Here is a 15,387-nt window from a genome sequence, read left to right as displayed (position 1 = left end):
TGAGGTTAGTGATGCCATTTTTTGGTTTTATTCCTTCTGAGGAACTTCTAAGCAGTATCCAAAATGGTCACGCGAAAAAAAATTCGAGTGAACCCCTTTATCCTTTACGTGATAAAACAGCTTTGCTGATTAATGAAGAAATCATTGGTGCAACTATATTAGCTCCTGTTCATCTGTTTCCTGCAAGCGATAAGCGCGACACAGCAGAAAAACTGGCTGGCTATGTCAAATCAACAGTCGCTGTATTGTTAAAGCAGCTATTGGGTAAATCTCCGAATGATGTGGTGAAACAATCCATTGAATTTTCAGAACGAAGTTTATTTCAGGACACAGTCGGCGCTCATCGTGTAGGTCTGAGCTTAGATGCAGGATTGGTCACTAACCTTAAGAACAGTTATGCCGAAATTAAATCGGGTGTAGATGTCAATAAAGCTGCTTTTGGTGAACTGTATAAACAGTTTGCTGAAGCTGCAGTACGTCATTTTATGAATGACTTTAATAAAACACTCGATTTAGGCATGATTAAACGTAAAGCAGCCGATATCGGTTCTTCTGCCGTGATTAAAGCAATTCATATCGCGATTGATAAGATTTTCCCAAATCTGACCAAAGAAGAGCTAGGTGCCCTTGCAGAAGCACATGATTCGATGTTTAACAAATAAATCGCACTACTCGTCAAAACCTAGCTTCAGCTAGGTTTTTTTATGGCTAAACGCATAAAATCGAATCCCGATACAATGACTATATATAGTCATGCAAACACAGTTCTAGAATATGAACTGATCTCAATTAAATGACAGTACATTTATATGTACTATTTTTAAAAATCCACACAGAAAAGAAAGAACCTGATTACAGATCAACTTTTAATGTTAGTCGTCATTTTGGCTTAAATTTCAATGTGTCCATTTTAATATTCAATCTCTTTCTTTTTTATCATTCATTCTATATTTCTACTATATATAGCGACGTTTTCAACAGTTTTGAAGCGTTAGCGAAAAAACCTATGAGATGGATAAACCAGAGCTTGCACATGGGTCTTTTTAGACCTGTGCTTTTCTAATCCTGTCACTTCGTTTTTTTGATTTCACTTTGCAAAATTTGTAGCTACTAAACAGTATTTCACAACACAATAAAGGTTATTCGTTCTGCGTTTTTATGAAGCATGAGTTTTAGAGTCATCTTTATTTCAAATGATTTGTGAATATTTGCAAGTTATGTAAATGAATATGTCACTTTTCAATATGTTAACTGCGAAAAAACCCTTTGCTTTGTCTTTTTTTGTATATCTATTTATGAAAGCATGCGCTGTCAGTGGTATCTTAGTTGCTATTGGTAACGTTTACCTTTAATGAGCTATGAAACCAGAAGGTCATCACAATTTTCAGGATCTTTTCCCCTCGAAATTTTATTCATACTCATCGCTAAAGCAACTGGAAATTTTTTATTTATGCTAAATCGAAATTTTTATAAAAAACTATCACATATTGCCATTATGGCCGGTTCAATTTCACTGACCAGTTTTTGTCAGGCTAACGACTTCCAATCTCATCCGGCATATGCAAGCTTTAAACAAAATGCAATGCAAACCTATGGTCTGAGTGAAAATCAAATTGATTGGGCAATGCAAGGCAGTAAAAACCTACCCAACATTATTAGTATTATGAATAGACCTGGCGAATCAAAGCCTTGGTACCAATACAAAACCAACTTTTTAGCTGAAAGTACAATTCAACGCGGCGTTCGCTTCAAAAATCAATATGCCGACACTTTAAATCGTGCAGAACAACAATTTGGTGTGCCTCAATCCGTGATTTTAGGCATTTTGGGTGTTGAAACAGGCTATGGCAGCAATAAAGGTAATTTTATCACCCGTGATGCTTTGGCGACCCTTGGTTTTGGCTATGAACGCCGTGCGCAATATTTCCAAGATGAACTTGCTGCACTGATTGCCTGGTCATATAAAGATGGTGTTCCAACCAACTCTGTCGTCGGTTCATATGCAGGTGCTGTGGGTTATCCTCAATTTATGCCAAGTAACATTCCAAAATTTGGTGTGGACTACGATGGCAATGGTCATGTTGACCTGCGTAATTCAGCTGTCGATGCCATTGGTTCAATTGCAAATTATTTAGCAAATTATGGTTGGCAGCGTAATCAACCGATTGCTTTTGCTGCTCGCTATAGCGGAAACAACCCAGATGCTATTATTGCAAAGGATTTAAACCAGCCAACACCCTATGGTGTACTCAAGGCTCAAGGTGTAACCCCTATGAATCCATTGGTAAAAATCGATGATCTCGATTTAGTCAATGTCATCCAATTGCAAGATAGTTATGGACCAATTTATTACATCACTTATCCAAATTTTCAGGTCATTACAACCTATAACAAAAGCCGTATGTATGCGACTGCACTATGGCTTTTAGGCACTGAAGTTACCAGTCGATAAGACTGGTTTTTTCTTATAGAGCAAAAAAGTCAACAAATATTTTCACCAAAATGAGCATTTATTCGACATTTTACATACCTTGTTACATTATTGATTATTTTTTAAACAACTATTGTTAATTTTTTAGACATTTTCAAAGTATTTTAATTAAACACTAGACAGCCTATTGATGGCATGAATATTATCCATCTCGTTAAATATAGTTGCAAAAGTGAAATATCAGACGTGTTTACATGGATTTCAGCGACTTAGTTGAACCAGTAAATATGCCATTGGGAGATAAACAATGCAGTCATCAATTATTAAATATGCCTTAGCGGTTGCCACGGCAGTTGCGCTAAGTCAGTCACAAGCTGAGATGGTTCAGTCATCATCATTCAATCATGATAATGACAACTCTCGTCTTGCAGCTCGTGTATTGAATAAAGAAGCTCAAAGCTTCAATTCAAACTTTACGAATTTAAGTAGCCTTTCAATCACTGAGCGTTCTGGCGATAAAATTCGTCGTCAAACAATCGCTGCTAAAATCGAAATTCCTGAAGATGAGCCTTCAGTGATTGAAAAGTTAAATACTGTTGCATCGAATACTGTTCGTAAGTTCACTCAAACAGGTACTGCTTCTTGGTACGGTCGTCAATTCCACGGTCGTAAAACAGCAAGTGGTGAAACTTTTGACATGAACGCACTTACAGCAGCACATCGTAGCCTGCCACTTAATTGCTTTATTCGTGTTACGAATCGCAATAATGGTAAAAGCGTCGTGGTGAAAGTAAATGACCGTGGTCCATTCCATGGCAACCGTGTTCTCGATTTATCTTATGGCGCTGCTAAGCAATTGGGTATTACCAGTGCGGGTACTGCAAACGTGAGCATTGAACGCGTAGACGGTCCAAATTCTTAATTCTCCAATGAAGTGACTGCATTTAACAGACCACGCCTAGCGTGGTTTTTTATTTGTAGCCTCTTAGCCTTTCTAATCTTCAGTAAGCCTAATTTTGACCCTTCCCGCATTCTTGTTTATATTGGAGTCCTTCCCCATGATTAAGGACTATCATGAAAACAATCAACGAATGGTTTGATGAATACAGCGAAAGTCATCAAAATAAAACCAATAAAATGATTCACTGGATTTGCGTACCCACGATTTATTTTTCAATCGTTGGCATATTGGCGCATTTTAGCGCGCTACTTACTGCTGTCTCACTTGCCTTAGCATTTATCTTTTACGCACGTTTAGACATTGTGCTTGCTGTTGCAATGGCCGCGTTAACGTTAATCATGGCATGGCTAATTTGGGTATTACCAGTTGGATATGGCTTTTATATCGCGCTCTTTATATTCGCATGGATTGGTCAATTTTATGGCCATAAAATTGAAGGTAAAAAGCCCTCTTTTTTCAAAGATCTCCAATTCCTCCTCATTGGCCCTATTTGGTGTTTAGACACATTTGCAAGCAAAGTAATTGGTGATTGGAAAACACGCTATAAATCGCAAATAGAGAGCATTTAAAGCATTGTTAATTTCATAGATCTCTTTTTCACTTCTTCCACATCGGTTTTCTTCATATTCGATGCTTAAAACCCTATTGTTTATAGGTGTATTTATCTCTGGTATTTCCAATCATTTTTTCTATTTATACGTCCAAAAAGCCAGTGTTTAAACACTGGCTTTTACTCAATATGGTTAATCCAATTTTATGTTGATAGCTTCATCTAAATCATGATCATTTAAATGACTAAAGTTAAAAATGACTACGTGATTTTTATTGATAGGTTTTACCTTGATGCTTTAACCAACCATCCTGATGACGTCCATTCGGATCGTGATGTGTCCAGTGCATCACACCTCCCTTATCTGAATATTCGTATTCACCGTAAAATTGAACTGTATCGCCTTTTTGCAAGTCGTCAATTCGTGGAGCAAGATCGATATTATGCGCGACCAAAAGCGTTTGACCATTATTTAAGGTCAAAATGAACTTTTGATGGCGACTACCTTCATTATCATCTCGTAGTACCGCTTTCACTTGACCTGCACCTTCAACCTGAACATTACTGAGTTTACTTTTAAATGCATGCGCAATGATATCTTCAGCACTCTGCCCTTTTTGTTGAGCATCTGCGGGTTGTACTGGTTCTATTTGTGGCTGTGAGTTTTGTTCAGCTGTCGTCTGAACTGGTGCAGTTTTTTGTTGTTGTAAATCGATTCCGAAATAAGCTGCTACAAGCGCAACAATAATTCCGCCGATGGTTAAGTTTGTTTTGTTTGCCATAAGATAGTTTAAATCTAAATTTTCAACTCATTATAGTCATTAAAATTGATAAAAATAGAATCTGTGAACAAGAATGCACACAATATAAAGTTTAAATAGCTTTGAAATCAGTAAAGCTACAGCCATAAAAAAAGCCCTCTAAAACGAGGGCTTTTTTCTACAAATAATCAGAGATTATTTTGCAGCAGCTTGAGCAGCAGCAACTTCTTCAGCGAAAGAAAGTTCAGCTTTTTTCTCAATACCTTCACCAACTTCGAAACGTACGAAGTTAGCAACAGTAGTACCAGTTGCTTTAAGAACTTCTGCAACTTTCTTATCGTTGTCGATAACGTACATTTGGTTCTCAAGAACAACTTCGTTCAAGTATTTCTGAACTGAACCAGTTACCATTTTTTCAACGATGTTTGCTGGTTTACCAGATTCAATTGCTTTCGCTTCAGCAATTTCTTTTTCTTTAGCGATAAGTTCAGCAGAAACGCCAGCTTCGTTTACAGCAACTGGGTTGAATGCAGCGATGTGCATAGCCAAACCTTTACCAGTTTCAGCATCACCAGCGTATGCAACTACAACACCGATTTTTAAACCGTGTTTGTAAACTGCAAGGTTGTCGCCTTCAACGATTTGAGCACGACGTACTTGGATGTTTTCACCGATTTTTTGAACAAGCGCGATACGAGCTTCTTCAACAGTAGCACCATCTTCAAGTTTCAATTCAGCAATTTGAGCAACGTCAGTTACACCAGCAGCAAGCGCAGCAGCAGCAACTTTAGCAGAGAAACCAGCAAAGTTTTCGTCTTTAGCAACGAAGTCAGTTTGACAGTTCACTTCTAAAAGGATTGCTTTATTACCTTCTTGAGCGATAGTGATCGCGCCGTCAGCAGCAATGTTACCTGCTTTTTTAGCAGCTTTAGCTTGACCAGATTTACGAAGGTTGTCGATCGCTAATTCGATGTCACCGCCCGCTTCTGTTAATGCTTTTTTACATTCCATCATTGCAAGACCAGTACGATCGCGCAATTCTTTAACCATGCTTGCTGTAACTGCAGTCATGTTAATCTCCTAAATACGGTAGAAAATGAATTCTTTTTTAGAACAGAAACGGCCCAGAGCTGTCTCTTGGGCCGTCTGCATACATGACGCTTACTTTGCCACCATCACGTGTCGCAAAAATGACAAGCTTACGTCAAACGCATTAAGCCTCAGAAGCAGGAGCTTCTTCGCCTTTAGCTTGTGCATTTGCTTGTGATTGAGCATATTCTTTACCAGCAAGAATCGCATCAGCCATAGCAGAAGCGTAAAGAGTAACTGCACGGATCGCATCGTCGTTACCAGGAATAACGTAGTCTACGTTGTCTGGGTTAGAGTTTGTATCAACGATACCGATAACAGGAATACCAAGGTTTTTAGCTTCTTTAATAGCAATTGCTTCGTGATCAACATCGATTACGAATAATGCGTCAGGTAAACCACCCATGTTTTTAACGCCGCCAAGAGCGCGTTCAAGTTTTTCCATCTCACGAGTACGTTCTAAAGCTTCACGTTTAGTAAGTTTAGCGAAAGTACCGTCAGTAGATTGAGTTTGAAGGTCTTTTAGACGGTTGATTGACTGGCGAAGAGTTTTCCAGTTAGTCAACATACCACCCAACCAGCGGTGATCAACATATGGTTGACCTGCACGTTGAGCTTGTTCACGGATGATTGCAGAAGCTGCACGTTTTGTACCAACGAACAAAACTTTGTTCTTTTTGCTAGCCAAGTTGTTAGCAAAGTTCAAAGCATCATTTAACGCAGGAACAGTGTGCTCAAGGTTGATGATGTGAATTTTGTTGCGCGCGCCGAAGATGTATTCGCGCATTTTTGGATTCCAAAAACGTGTTTGGTGACCGAAGTGTGCGCCTGCTTGAAGAAGGTCGCGCATGCTTACGTTGTAATCTGCCATTTTCTTTACCTTAAAGTTTGGGTTAGGCCTCCATATACCCGCATTCTCCACCTAAAAAGGCACCCAGAGAAATGTGTCGATATATGTGCGGATTTTATTGCCCCATCGCACAAAGCTCGTGAAAGATATTCACGAAAAAGCATTTGATAAAATGGGCGGCTATTTATACCATAGTCACATACAAATTTCCAAAAGTTTTTAGAGATCATGAACAGTACTTACGAAGCTCCACGTCGATTAATTAAAACTCCTGACGAAATTGAAAAAATGCGCGTCGCGGGTCGACTGGCGGCAGAAGTTTTGGATATGATCAAACCGCATATTGTTCCAGGTGTGACTACCCTCGAACTTGATACGATTTGTCATGACTATATTGTCAATAAACAAGAAGCTATTCCTGCATGTCTAGGTTATGGCGCTGCGCCGGGTCGTCCAGCATTTCAGCACGTTATCTGTACTTCAGTGAACCATGTGGTGTGTCACGGTATTCCATCTGAAAGCAAAAAGTTAAAAAAAGGTGACATTTTAAACATCGATGTCACTGTGATTAAAGATGGTTACCACGGTGATACCAACATGATGTATATCGTCGGTGGTGAAACCACTATTTTAGCGAACCGTTTATGCAAAGTTGCCCAAGAAGCCATGTACCGTGGTATGGCGGTGGTAAAACCAGGCGCAACCATGGGCGATATTGGTAATGCTATTCAACAATATGTTGAGTCAGAACGTTTTGGTGTTGTACGTGAATATTGTGGTCATGGTATTGGTACCGTTTTCCATGACGAACCACAAGTTTTACACTACGGTCAACCCAATACAGGCATGATCTTAGAAGAAGGCATGACATTCACGATTGAACCAATGGTGAATGGTGGCGACTGGAAAACCAAACTTCTTGGCGATAAATGGACTGTCGTGACTAAAGATCATAGCTTGTCTGCACAGTACGAACACACGCTACTTGTAACAAAAAATGGTGTAGAAGTGCTAACTGCTCGCCCTGAAGAAGATTTATCGCGTTTTGTTCAATAAGCAAAGTATTTGAAGTATAAAATTTAATTAAAAAGGTCACACATATTGTGGCCTTTTTTATGCCTTTTTTTATCCGTGACTTTAAGATTTTTCCATAAAATTTGATTAAAAATTTAAGTAACTCAATGTAAATTTTCTTAATTATAGGGTTAGGATGGAATATCACACTTTTTTGCACATTGTTGATTTTGCCACTCCCCATTACTGTGCATTTAAGCTAAGATAGTGTGCTTTTTATTTTTTAATCCCTATAAGAAGGAATACTGCCGTGGACGTACGTCTGTCTGATCGTGTAAATAGCATCAAACCGTCCCCTACACTTGCTGTTACTAACAAAGCTGCTGAATTGAAGGCTGCTGGTAAAAACGTAATTGGTTTAGGCGCAGGTGAACCGGATTTCGATACCCCACAACACATCAAAGATGCTGCAATTGCTGCTATCAACAATGGCTTCACTAAATATACAGCTGTTGACGGTACTCCAGGTCTTAAAAAAGCAATTATTGCTAAATTAAAACGCGACAATAACCTTGATTACGCTGCAAACCAAATCTTGGTTTCTTGTGGTGGTAAACAATCTTTCTTTAACTTGGCACTTGCTTTGTTAAACAAAGGTGACGAAGTAATTATCCCTGCTCCTTACTGGGTAAGCTACCCAGACATGGTGATCATTGCTGAAGGTACTCCTGTAATCGTGAAATGTGGTGAAGACCAACGTTTCAAAATTACGCCTGCTCAATTAGAAGCTGCAATCACTGACAAAACTCGTTTAGTGGTTCTAAACAGCCCTTCTAACCCAACAGGTATGATCTACACTAAAGAAGAATTACTTGCTTTAGCTGACGTTCTACGTAAATACCCAGAAGTTTTAGTTGCTTCTGATGATATGTACGAACCAATCCGTTGGGACGACGAATTCTACAACATCGCAACAGTTGCACCAGACCTTTACGACCGTGTAATCGTTCTTAACGGTGTATCTAAAGCTTATGCAATGACTGGCTGGCGTATTGGCTACGCAGCGGGCCCTGCTAAACTGATCGGTGCGATGAAAAAAATCCAATCTCAATCAACTTCAAACCCAACTTCTATTTCACAAGTTGCTGCTGAAGCTGCATTGAATGGCCCTCAAGACGTTCTTGAGCCAATGATTGAAGCATTCAAACGCCGTCACGACCTAGTTGTGAAAGGCTTGAACGACATCAACGGTATTACTTGCCTTCCTGCTGACGGTGCATTCTATGCATACGCAAACATCCGTCCACTGATTCGTGCAAAAGGTTTAAAATCTTGCACAGAATTCTCTGCATGGTTATTGGAAGAAACTGGTGTTGCAGTAGTTCCTGGTGATGCGTTCGGTCTAGGTGGTTACATGCGTATTTCTTATGCAACTGCAGACGAAGTGCTTGTAGATGCACTTGCACGTATCAAGAAAGCTGCTGACTCAATCGAAGGCGTAGACGCTGCGATTGCTTCAATTGCTGCTGAAAAATAATTTGATCTAAAGATCAAATCAAAAAAACCCGCGATATTCGCGGGTTTTTTATGGTTTACATTTCACGGCTTAATATTGTGATGATTTAAAAGCCTCATCGTTTAAATCTCATGCAGTCCCCAATAGACTTCAGTTTTAGGAGTACAGAAGAATCCTTCAAAGGGGTGAATTTCTAGAATCTGATCAATGATTTTTTTTGAAGAACATAAAAAAGTACAGTGACTGTCCCAATGTGTGGCAAATAGAAGCTGATAATCTTCAGTGTAATTACATACATCAAGCAGATCATTTGCGATCAAATAATCAATCTGCATTTTTTTCGGTTGATTTATCCCATGCTCATCAACCGTCAGCAAAAAGTCATAGCCGATTTCTTTCAATGCATATAAAAGCGGATTTTCTAAAAATGGCGAAATAAGCCCATCATCACATGGATTAATAATTTCACTCTGCTTGTATAAATCAAGAACCTGCTTTTCCCACATTTTATTTTCATATTGTTGTTTAATTCCGCCAATCATCGTCCTTAATGCAACATCAATTTGAGAGACATTCTCCAGCTCAGACAAATTTAAAATTTCATGCCATGCAATTGGATAACAGCCTTTGATAAACTCATTTTTTTCAGGCCACGTTTCAACATTATAACGTTCCAGTTCCAATGTGACTGCTTTATAAAAGGGATGCAAAATGATATATACCGATTCAAAAACGCCCTGATAATATTCTAAAATCTTTCCATCATAAGGATAAGAGGCGTAAATTTCAGGAGTTAATACATTATTTTCTTTCATGATTTATATCTTCTAATTTTCATGTTTTTCAGAATACCCTTTCCCTGCCGAAGACCAAACCACCAAGTCAATTCCGGCGAAGACAATTACTTCGGGTAAAATAATATGCCAACTCAAAGGCACACCGATAAACCACATTCTGCAGATAATGGCTAAATACAGCACAGACAATTGAACACTTCTCCGTCACACAGTCTATCTACTTCACTAAGGTATATACAACTTGAGGCTAAATCGCCAAAGAGCATCGATAGAATGATATCTTTGGGCTATTCGAAGCTTTGACAAAATAAATCAAAAGCATAAAAGGAATTTCCAGCACAAAATTGGCTAAACAACTTGTCATTTGACAACTTTGATAAAACCTATCTCTCTTATAGCAACGAATAGCTCTATCTATCATCGTACTGCACATATAAGTCTTACCAAATCGACTCTTCATTTCATTCTCTTTAATTGACGCATCTGCTGTTTTTTGTTTTATTAATAATCAAGTTCCAAAAAGGAACTAAAAACTTAGTAAAAGGAAAAGCACAATGAACCCAAAAGAAATGACTGGACTGCAACTTCTACAAGCCATGTGTGCAGGGAAAATTCCTCCTGCAAGTATTAGCGAAACTATTCCTATGCAGCCTTATGAAGTATCTGAGGGCTGTATTAGCTTTAAGGCTAAAGCAGATGCACGACACTTAAATCCGCTTGGCGGCGTGCATGGTGGCTTTGCTGCTACGGTACTCGACTCGGTGACAGGTTGTGCCATTCACACGTTATTAGAGGCTGGTGTGGGTTATGGCACCATCGACTTAAATATTAAAATGTGTCGTCCGATCCCAAAGAATGTTGAACTTACAGCGATAGGAACAGTCATTAATATCAGTAAAAATTTAGGGATTTCTGAAGGGAAAATTATTGATGACAATGGCAAACTTTATGCACATGCAACTGCAACTGCAACTTGCATGATTATACGTCCTTAATATTTTATTTTTCTGCTCGCAATTCAATGCGAGCAGATGATGGTTCAAACTTAAATTGCTGAATGTAAGGCGCGAATTAATTGGCCTTCACTTAGATCAATCCGATTACTGCCCTTTTGAAAGCAGTAATATTTTAAAGCACTATCTAACTCAACACGAAGTTCTTGTTGTTCTGAAATAGACCATACTTTAGAACGATTTGAGCCTGATAACGCATTACCTGCCAATTGGTATAAATACAAATCTTGCTTGCGTTGTAAAGGCACACGACGACCATCATCTTGATGTTCAAAACGTAAATGACATGGCGCGTTGATCAACCATTTTTCACTAAACCACAGTTGTAATAAATCACCCAATGCCAAGTCACGTCGACCCAAAGGCCAAACGTCAACGTACGCACCTTCCACAGGTGTTTGATATTGCTCTTGGTTACTAATAATGGAAAGATAGTTTTCTTGGTAAAAAGAAAAGTTTGAAAAAATCTGAGAAATAGTCAGCGTATTCATTCGCTTTCTCCTGTTTAGCCATTTTAGTGCTGGCAAGTTGGGTTTAAATCCACACTGTTTAAACATATGTTTAAACGCTCTGTTGTTACATTCAGACTATCAATTGAATTTTTTCTTTGCAAGCCTAAGATTAATTTTTTCTAAAAAATCCTTCTTTTTGTTCAAATAAAAAACATCTATCACGCATTTCTCCTCATATTGGTATTTTTAGCTTGACCCTCTTCAAAATCTGCTTATAATCGCATTCAGATTCTCCAATAGCTCAGTCGGTAGAGCGACGGACTGTTAATCCGCAGGTCCCTGGTTCGAGCCCAGGTTGGAGAGCCAAATTCTAAAGCCCATTTATTTAAATGGGCTTTTTTAATGCCTATGATTTACATATAATCTATAAGTCATTGTCATTAAAATAAAAAAATGTTCATTCAAGTTGATGTTGAATCAAATAAAACTGCCTTAAAACACTATCTCACTGCATTCATTTTTCTTTTAATTTTTATCAGTCCATTTGCAATTTATTTGGTGAGCTGCACACCCGAAAGTGAAATTGAACAACACTTCAAAACACCACCCAATTTATATAATAGTGAATCGAACACCCTTCTTGACAGCAACCTACAATGGTTGATTCCACCTCAGCAGATTCAAAATCACAATACTATTTCCGAAATTTCTGAATTTGTATTGAACGAGATGACAGAAGGACAATATTGGGCGAGTACACCGATTACACTGCAAAACCAATCTGATCAACTGTATGTTCATATCGATTTTGCAGGTCAGCAACAAACTCGAAAAGATCTTGAAATTTCGGTACTGCCGTTATGTATTGTTCACGAAAAAGAAACACCATGTATGAAAGCTGGGTTAAATGCAAGTGGGCAAATCTTTAACATCTCAACTCAAAAAAATACGCAATATCACACATTGGAGACCAATAAATCCTGGATCTTTTATGGCCATGAATTCCAAGAAAATTATATTATCCCACCACAAGCCACACTCAAATTTTTAGTTAAAGCCAACATCCCTGAACACTTAACCCTACAATGGCTTAGGCTAAGCATCAGTAGTAACCCCATTGTGGAGAAACAGCAAAATTTTATGCTCATGACGCAAAACAGTATGAAAATAAAATATGCACTTGCTCTATTGCCACTCTTCATTTTAGCTTTGATGCACATTTTTCAAGGGTTTGAAAGCCTTCGTAATTTATCTATCGGCGCACTTTCAGCACTTTTATTTGTAATCAACACCATCATTTGGGATATCCACTATATGGTGATTGGTTGTCTGATTTTATGTTTTGCAAGTGTCTGTTATTGTTTTGAGAGCCGATATTATCGATTGCTTTATTTAACGGGTTATTTACTAATTGCAGGCTATTCGCAGCAATATTATGGTGGTTTTAATAAACACTTCTTCACCCAAACCAGTTTAATTTTATTGATAGGTTTATCGATGTTTTATCTTGAACCTAAAGATAGCTAAATCATTTTCATAAAAAAGCTCTGCAAATCGCAGAGCTTTTTCTCATTTAACTACCCTTCGATTTAGATCACATTAAAACTCAAAGTATATTTATATCGTTTTAATGCGTCTCCCTTCATTTCAAAAGGCTGCTGATAGTCAATTTTCAGTAAATACTGACCACGATCTGCTAGATTAAAATTTAAGTTTCCATCTTGATCAGTTTTAAGCGTTTTATAAACCTTTCCTTCACGGCTGTAATCCGTAGTTTGCTGCAAAATTTCAATCTGCAAACCCGCAACCGCTTTTTTCTGATCTAGCACTTTCAGTTGTACTGGCTCATTTTGCATAATGGCATTCGGATGAGTTTTAAATTGCACATCAAAACCATCATGTAAATGATTCACCACTTGTGTAGACGTTACACGACGTGATACAAAAGTTTCAATGATTTCTTGGGTTTGAATACTTTTGATTTGCGAATTTTTAGTCAACTCGGCTGTATAAATGACATTTGCATTCGCAGTTTTTTGAGGATCACGCACACCATTGATTAACGCTTTCCACTGCTTTTGATCGTAAGCAAAACGCGCTGTACTTCCCTGCTTTTCACCACGAATACGATACGTGCCATCTTGCTTATTCTCTAAACTATAACTGCTGACTGTTTGAGTTTTTGCCCAATCAGCATCCGCTAAATGTAGTTTGTCACCTGATGGTGTATGTACATGGAAATTAAAATTTTTAATTGCAATTTCAGAGACAAACGGATTGTCATAAAAACCAGAAAGTATGGCACTGTGATTATTAAATGTTTGATAATTTAAAGGCGCAACATAAGGATAATGCGCTTGAGCCTGACCAACCGTACACAAAGCCAAACAGAGTAAAGTGAATTGTAATTTCATATAAAATAGGTGAACTTAAATTGCTTTATTCATAGAGATCGTTTCATTTTAGATTCACCCAAGACAATTGTAAATAATTCTTATTATCGTTTATTTTAAGTGTATAAAAAATCCCCCATTCTGGAGGATTCTTTTTATCAAGCTGCTTTGACTGGCACACCGCTATGAAAGCGGAATAACTCATCTGGGCTGCTAATCAGATTTTTTTCAACTTCACGAATATGCTCAATACGCATCTGAATATCTTCTTTCGGGTTCTTTAGCTTATTGGTCGTCGCCACATCCATGGCTAATGCTAAATAGTCCTCATAATGGCGTGATTCAGACTTTAGCAAATAGCGGTAGTAACGCCCCAACTCTTCATCCACATGTGGTGCAAGCGCATAGAAACGCTCACATGACCGTGCTTCAACAAATGCGCCGATCACCAAGATATCAATTAACGCTTCTGGCTCATAAGTCCGCACTTCTTTACGTAGACCACCTGCATACCGACCAGCACTGATTGCAGTCCATTCCTGACCACGTTTTGCCATCAGTTCCAGCACTTGCTCATAGTGCAGCATTTCTTCACGTACTAGCTGTGCCAGTTTGATTTGTAAATTCGAGAAAAAACTATAACGAAACATCAAATTCATTGCTGTACTTGCTGCTTTCTTTTCACAATTGGCATGATCCTGCATCAGGATACCCAAATTATTTAAAGCTTCATCTAACCATGCTTTTGGTGTTTCACACCCCAAGAAGCCAATGACTGGCTTCATTAGGGCATCATAATCAATATTTGACATATACTTTACTTAAAAATTAACGTACAGATTTAATCGCAGCTTTCATTTGTTTTACAGACTGTGCCAATCCAATAAACACTGCATCAGCAATAATCGAGTGACCAATATTTAGTTCATGAATTTGCGCAATGCGCGCAATCGGAGTGACATTGTCAAGATTTAAGCCATGGCCAGCATTCACAATCAAACCTTTAGATGCGGCATATTCAGCACCTTGAATAATACGTTCCAGCTCTGCCTTCTGCGCTTCAGGTGTTTCAGCATCTGCATATGCACCTGTATGCAACTCAATCGTAGGCGCACCACAGGCAATCGCTGCATCAATTTGAGCAAAGTCAGCATCAATAAATAATGAAACTTCGCAACCAATCGCCGCAAGTGCTTGAGTCGCGTTTTTTACATCTTCAAAATGCCCAACCACATCTAGACCGCCTTCAGTCGTGACTTCTTCACGCTTTTCAGGAACAAAGCATACATGATGCGGCTGAATCTCTTTGGCAAATTCAACCATTTCATTGGTCACTGCCATTTCAAGATTCATATGGGTTTTTAATACAGAACGCATACGACGTACATCATCATCTTTAATATGGCGACGATCTTCACGTAAATGCAGCGTAATCCCTTCCGCCCCCGCTTGCTCACAAATAATTGCGGCATTCACAGGATCTGGATAAGTTGTCCCACGTGCATTTCGTAGTGTTGCCACATGGTCAATATTTACACCAAGCAAAGCTGCCATAATTCT

16 protein-coding genes and 1 tRNA gene are annotated in these 15,387 nt (G+C 38.5%); 9 read left to right on the top strand and 8 right to left on the bottom strand.

The window, feature by feature from the left end; translation table 11 throughout:
- Nucleotides 1-11 precede the first annotated feature (11 nt).
- From FTT85_RS07985 to FTT85_RS07970, 4 genes are all read left to right on the top strand, one after another.
- A complete protein-coding gene (locus tag FTT85_RS07985) occupies nucleotides 12-662 on the top strand; it encodes a hypothetical protein (protein WP_180183274.1) in 651 nt (216 codons plus the stop codon).
- Between the two features lie 788 nt (nucleotides 663-1,450).
- Complete coding sequence (mltB, locus tag FTT85_RS07980) at nucleotides 1,451-2,452, top strand: lytic murein transglycosylase B (RefSeq protein ID WP_078191987.1); 1,002 nt, start codon at nucleotides 1,451-1,453, stop codon at nucleotides 2,450-2,452.
- 286 nt (nucleotides 2,453-2,738) lie between these two features.
- Complete coding sequence (locus FTT85_RS07975; protein ID WP_078190310.1) at nucleotides 2,739-3,353, top strand: septal ring lytic transglycosylase RlpA family protein; 615 nt, start codon at nucleotides 2,739-2,741, stop codon at nucleotides 3,351-3,353.
- A 152-nt stretch (nucleotides 3,354-3,505) separates the two neighbouring features.
- Entirely contained in the window at nucleotides 3,506-3,961 is a 456-nt protein-coding gene (locus tag FTT85_RS07970; RefSeq protein WP_180183273.1) for a DUF962 domain-containing protein, read from the top strand.
- 253 nt (nucleotides 3,962-4,214) lie between these two features.
- Here FTT85_RS07970 and FTT85_RS07965 read toward each other — a convergent pair whose 3' ends face one another.
- From FTT85_RS07965 to rpsB, 3 genes are all read right to left on the bottom strand, one after another.
- Nucleotides 4,215-4,724 carry a DUF3465 domain-containing protein gene (locus FTT85_RS07965; protein WP_180109403.1) on the bottom strand — a complete coding sequence of 170 codons (510 nt, stop codon included), beginning with the start codon at nucleotides 4,722-4,724 and terminating at the stop codon, nucleotides 4,215-4,217.
- A gap of 174 nt (nucleotides 4,725-4,898) precedes the next feature.
- Entirely contained in the window at nucleotides 4,899-5,774 is an 876-nt protein-coding gene (gene tsf / locus FTT85_RS07960; RefSeq protein ID WP_180066391.1) for a translation elongation factor Ts, read from the bottom strand.
- A 142-nt stretch (nucleotides 5,775-5,916) separates the two neighbouring features.
- Nucleotides 5,917-6,663 carry a 30S ribosomal protein S2 gene (gene rpsB, locus FTT85_RS07955; protein WP_078190314.1) on the bottom strand — a complete coding sequence of 249 codons (747 nt, stop codon included), beginning with the start codon at nucleotides 6,661-6,663 and terminating at the stop codon, nucleotides 5,917-5,919.
- Nucleotides 6,664-6,870: 207 nt separating this feature from the next.
- Between rpsB and map the strand changes: the two genes are divergently transcribed.
- Both map and FTT85_RS07945 read left to right on the top strand, forming a co-directional pair.
- A complete protein-coding gene (map, locus tag FTT85_RS07950) occupies nucleotides 6,871-7,698 on the top strand; it encodes a type I methionyl aminopeptidase (RefSeq protein ID WP_078190315.1) in 828 nt (275 codons plus the stop codon).
- A gap of 268 nt (nucleotides 7,699-7,966) precedes the next feature.
- Nucleotides 7,967-9,193, top strand: coding sequence for a pyridoxal phosphate-dependent aminotransferase (locus FTT85_RS07945; protein WP_111883988.1), 1,227 nt, complete (start codon nucleotides 7,967-7,969; stop codon nucleotides 9,191-9,193).
- A 101-nt stretch (nucleotides 9,194-9,294) separates the two neighbouring features.
- Here the strand turns inward: FTT85_RS07945 and FTT85_RS07940 are convergent, their stop codons facing one another.
- Nucleotides 9,295-9,987 (bottom strand): DUF2711 family protein, encoded by a 693-nt coding sequence (locus FTT85_RS07940; protein WP_180183272.1) that lies wholly within the window; start codon nucleotides 9,985-9,987, stop codon nucleotides 9,295-9,297.
- Nucleotides 9,988-10,523: 536 nt separating this feature from the next.
- On the opposite strand from FTT85_RS07940, the gene FTT85_RS07935 reads away from it, so the two are divergent.
- Nucleotides 10,524-10,964 carry a PaaI family thioesterase gene (locus FTT85_RS07935; RefSeq protein WP_180183271.1) on the top strand — a complete coding sequence of 147 codons (441 nt, stop codon included), beginning with the start codon at nucleotides 10,524-10,526 and terminating at the stop codon, nucleotides 10,962-10,964.
- A gap of 50 nt (nucleotides 10,965-11,014) precedes the next feature.
- Here the strand turns inward: FTT85_RS07935 and FTT85_RS07930 are convergent, their stop codons facing one another.
- Nucleotides 11,015-11,473, bottom strand: coding sequence for a hypothetical protein (locus tag FTT85_RS07930; protein WP_180059224.1), 459 nt, complete (start codon nucleotides 11,471-11,473; stop codon nucleotides 11,015-11,017).
- 251 nt (nucleotides 11,474-11,724) lie between these two features.
- Between FTT85_RS07930 and FTT85_RS07925 the strand changes: the two genes are divergently transcribed.
- Together FTT85_RS07925 and FTT85_RS07920 are read left to right on the top strand one after the other, a co-directional pair.
- A tRNA-Asn gene (locus tag FTT85_RS07925) sits at nucleotides 11,725-11,800 on the top strand.
- Nucleotides 11,801-11,887: 87 nt separating this feature from the next.
- Nucleotides 11,888-12,961, top strand: a complete 1,074-nt coding sequence (locus tag FTT85_RS07920; RefSeq protein WP_180183270.1) for a hypothetical protein — start codon at nucleotides 11,888-11,890, stop codon at nucleotides 12,959-12,961.
- 62 nt (nucleotides 12,962-13,023) lie between these two features.
- Here FTT85_RS07920 and FTT85_RS07915 read toward each other — a convergent pair whose 3' ends face one another.
- The 3 genes from FTT85_RS07915 to pdxJ form a co-directional block, all read right to left on the bottom strand.
- Nucleotides 13,024-13,848 carry a DUF4198 domain-containing protein gene (locus FTT85_RS07915; protein WP_180183269.1) on the bottom strand — a complete coding sequence of 275 codons (825 nt, stop codon included), beginning with the start codon at nucleotides 13,846-13,848 and terminating at the stop codon, nucleotides 13,024-13,026.
- 137 nt (nucleotides 13,849-13,985) lie between these two features.
- The gene (locus tag FTT85_RS07910) at nucleotides 13,986-14,639 is read right to left on the bottom strand and encodes a tRNA-(ms[2]io[6]A)-hydroxylase (RefSeq protein ID WP_180183268.1); all 654 of its coding nucleotides are present in this window, start codon (nucleotides 14,637-14,639) and stop codon (nucleotides 13,986-13,988) included.
- 16 nt (nucleotides 14,640-14,655) lie between these two features.
- Nucleotides 14,656-15,381: a pyridoxine 5'-phosphate synthase gene (pdxJ, locus tag FTT85_RS07905; protein ID WP_180183267.1), complete on the bottom strand. Its 726-nt coding sequence runs from the start codon at nucleotides 15,379-15,381 to the stop codon at nucleotides 14,656-14,658.
- Nucleotides 15,382-15,387 lie beyond the last annotated feature (6 nt).

The organism is Acinetobacter sp. YH01020, assembly GCF_013420275.1.
Lineage (GTDB): Bacteria > Pseudomonadota > Gammaproteobacteria > Pseudomonadales > Moraxellaceae > Acinetobacter > Acinetobacter amyesii.
Note: the sequence above shows the minus strand (reverse complement) of the source record. Positions and strands in the feature narration are given on the sequence as shown.

Coding starts and splice junctions, on each gene's coding strand:
- FTT85_RS07985 (WP_180183274.1), top strand. CDS start 12: ATGCCATTTTTTGGTTTTATTCCTTCTGAGGAACTTCTAAGCAGTATC.
- mltB (WP_078191987.1), top strand. CDS start 1,451: ATGCTAAATCGAAATTTTTATAAAAAACTATCACATATTGCCATTATG.
- FTT85_RS07975 (WP_078190310.1), top strand. CDS start 2,739: ATGCAGTCATCAATTATTAAATATGCCTTAGCGGTTGCCACGGCAGTT.
- FTT85_RS07970 (WP_180183273.1), top strand. CDS start 3,506: ATGAAAACAATCAACGAATGGTTTGATGAATACAGCGAAAGTCATCAA.
- FTT85_RS07965 (WP_180109403.1), bottom strand. CDS start 4,724: ATGGCAAACAAAACAAACTTAACCATCGGCGGAATTATTGTTGCGCTT.
- tsf (WP_180066391.1), bottom strand. CDS start 5,774: ATGACTGCAGTTACAGCAAGCATGGTTAAAGAATTGCGCGATCGTACT.
- rpsB (WP_078190314.1), bottom strand. CDS start 6,663: ATGGCAGATTACAACGTAAGCATGCGCGACCTTCTTCAAGCAGGCGCA.
- map (WP_078190315.1), top strand. CDS start 6,871: ATGAACAGTACTTACGAAGCTCCACGTCGATTAATTAAAACTCCTGAC.
- FTT85_RS07940 (WP_180183272.1), bottom strand. CDS start 9,987: ATGAAAGAAAATAATGTATTAACTCCTGAAATTTACGCCTCTTATCCT.
- FTT85_RS07935 (WP_180183271.1), top strand. CDS start 10,524: ATGAACCCAAAAGAAATGACTGGACTGCAACTTCTACAAGCCATGTGT.
- FTT85_RS07930 (WP_180059224.1), bottom strand. CDS start 11,473: ATGAATACGCTGACTATTTCTCAGATTTTTTCAAACTTTTCTTTTTAC.
- FTT85_RS07920 (WP_180183270.1), top strand. CDS start 11,888: ATGTTCATTCAAGTTGATGTTGAATCAAATAAAACTGCCTTAAAACAC.
- FTT85_RS07915 (WP_180183269.1), bottom strand. CDS start 13,848: ATGAAATTACAATTCACTTTACTCTGTTTGGCTTTGTGTACGGTTGGT.
- FTT85_RS07910 (WP_180183268.1), bottom strand. CDS start 14,639: ATGTCAAATATTGATTATGATGCCCTAATGAAGCCAGTCATTGGCTTC.
- pdxJ (WP_180183267.1), bottom strand. CDS start 15,381: ATGGCAGCTTTGCTTGGTGTAAATATTGACCATGTGGCAACACTACGA.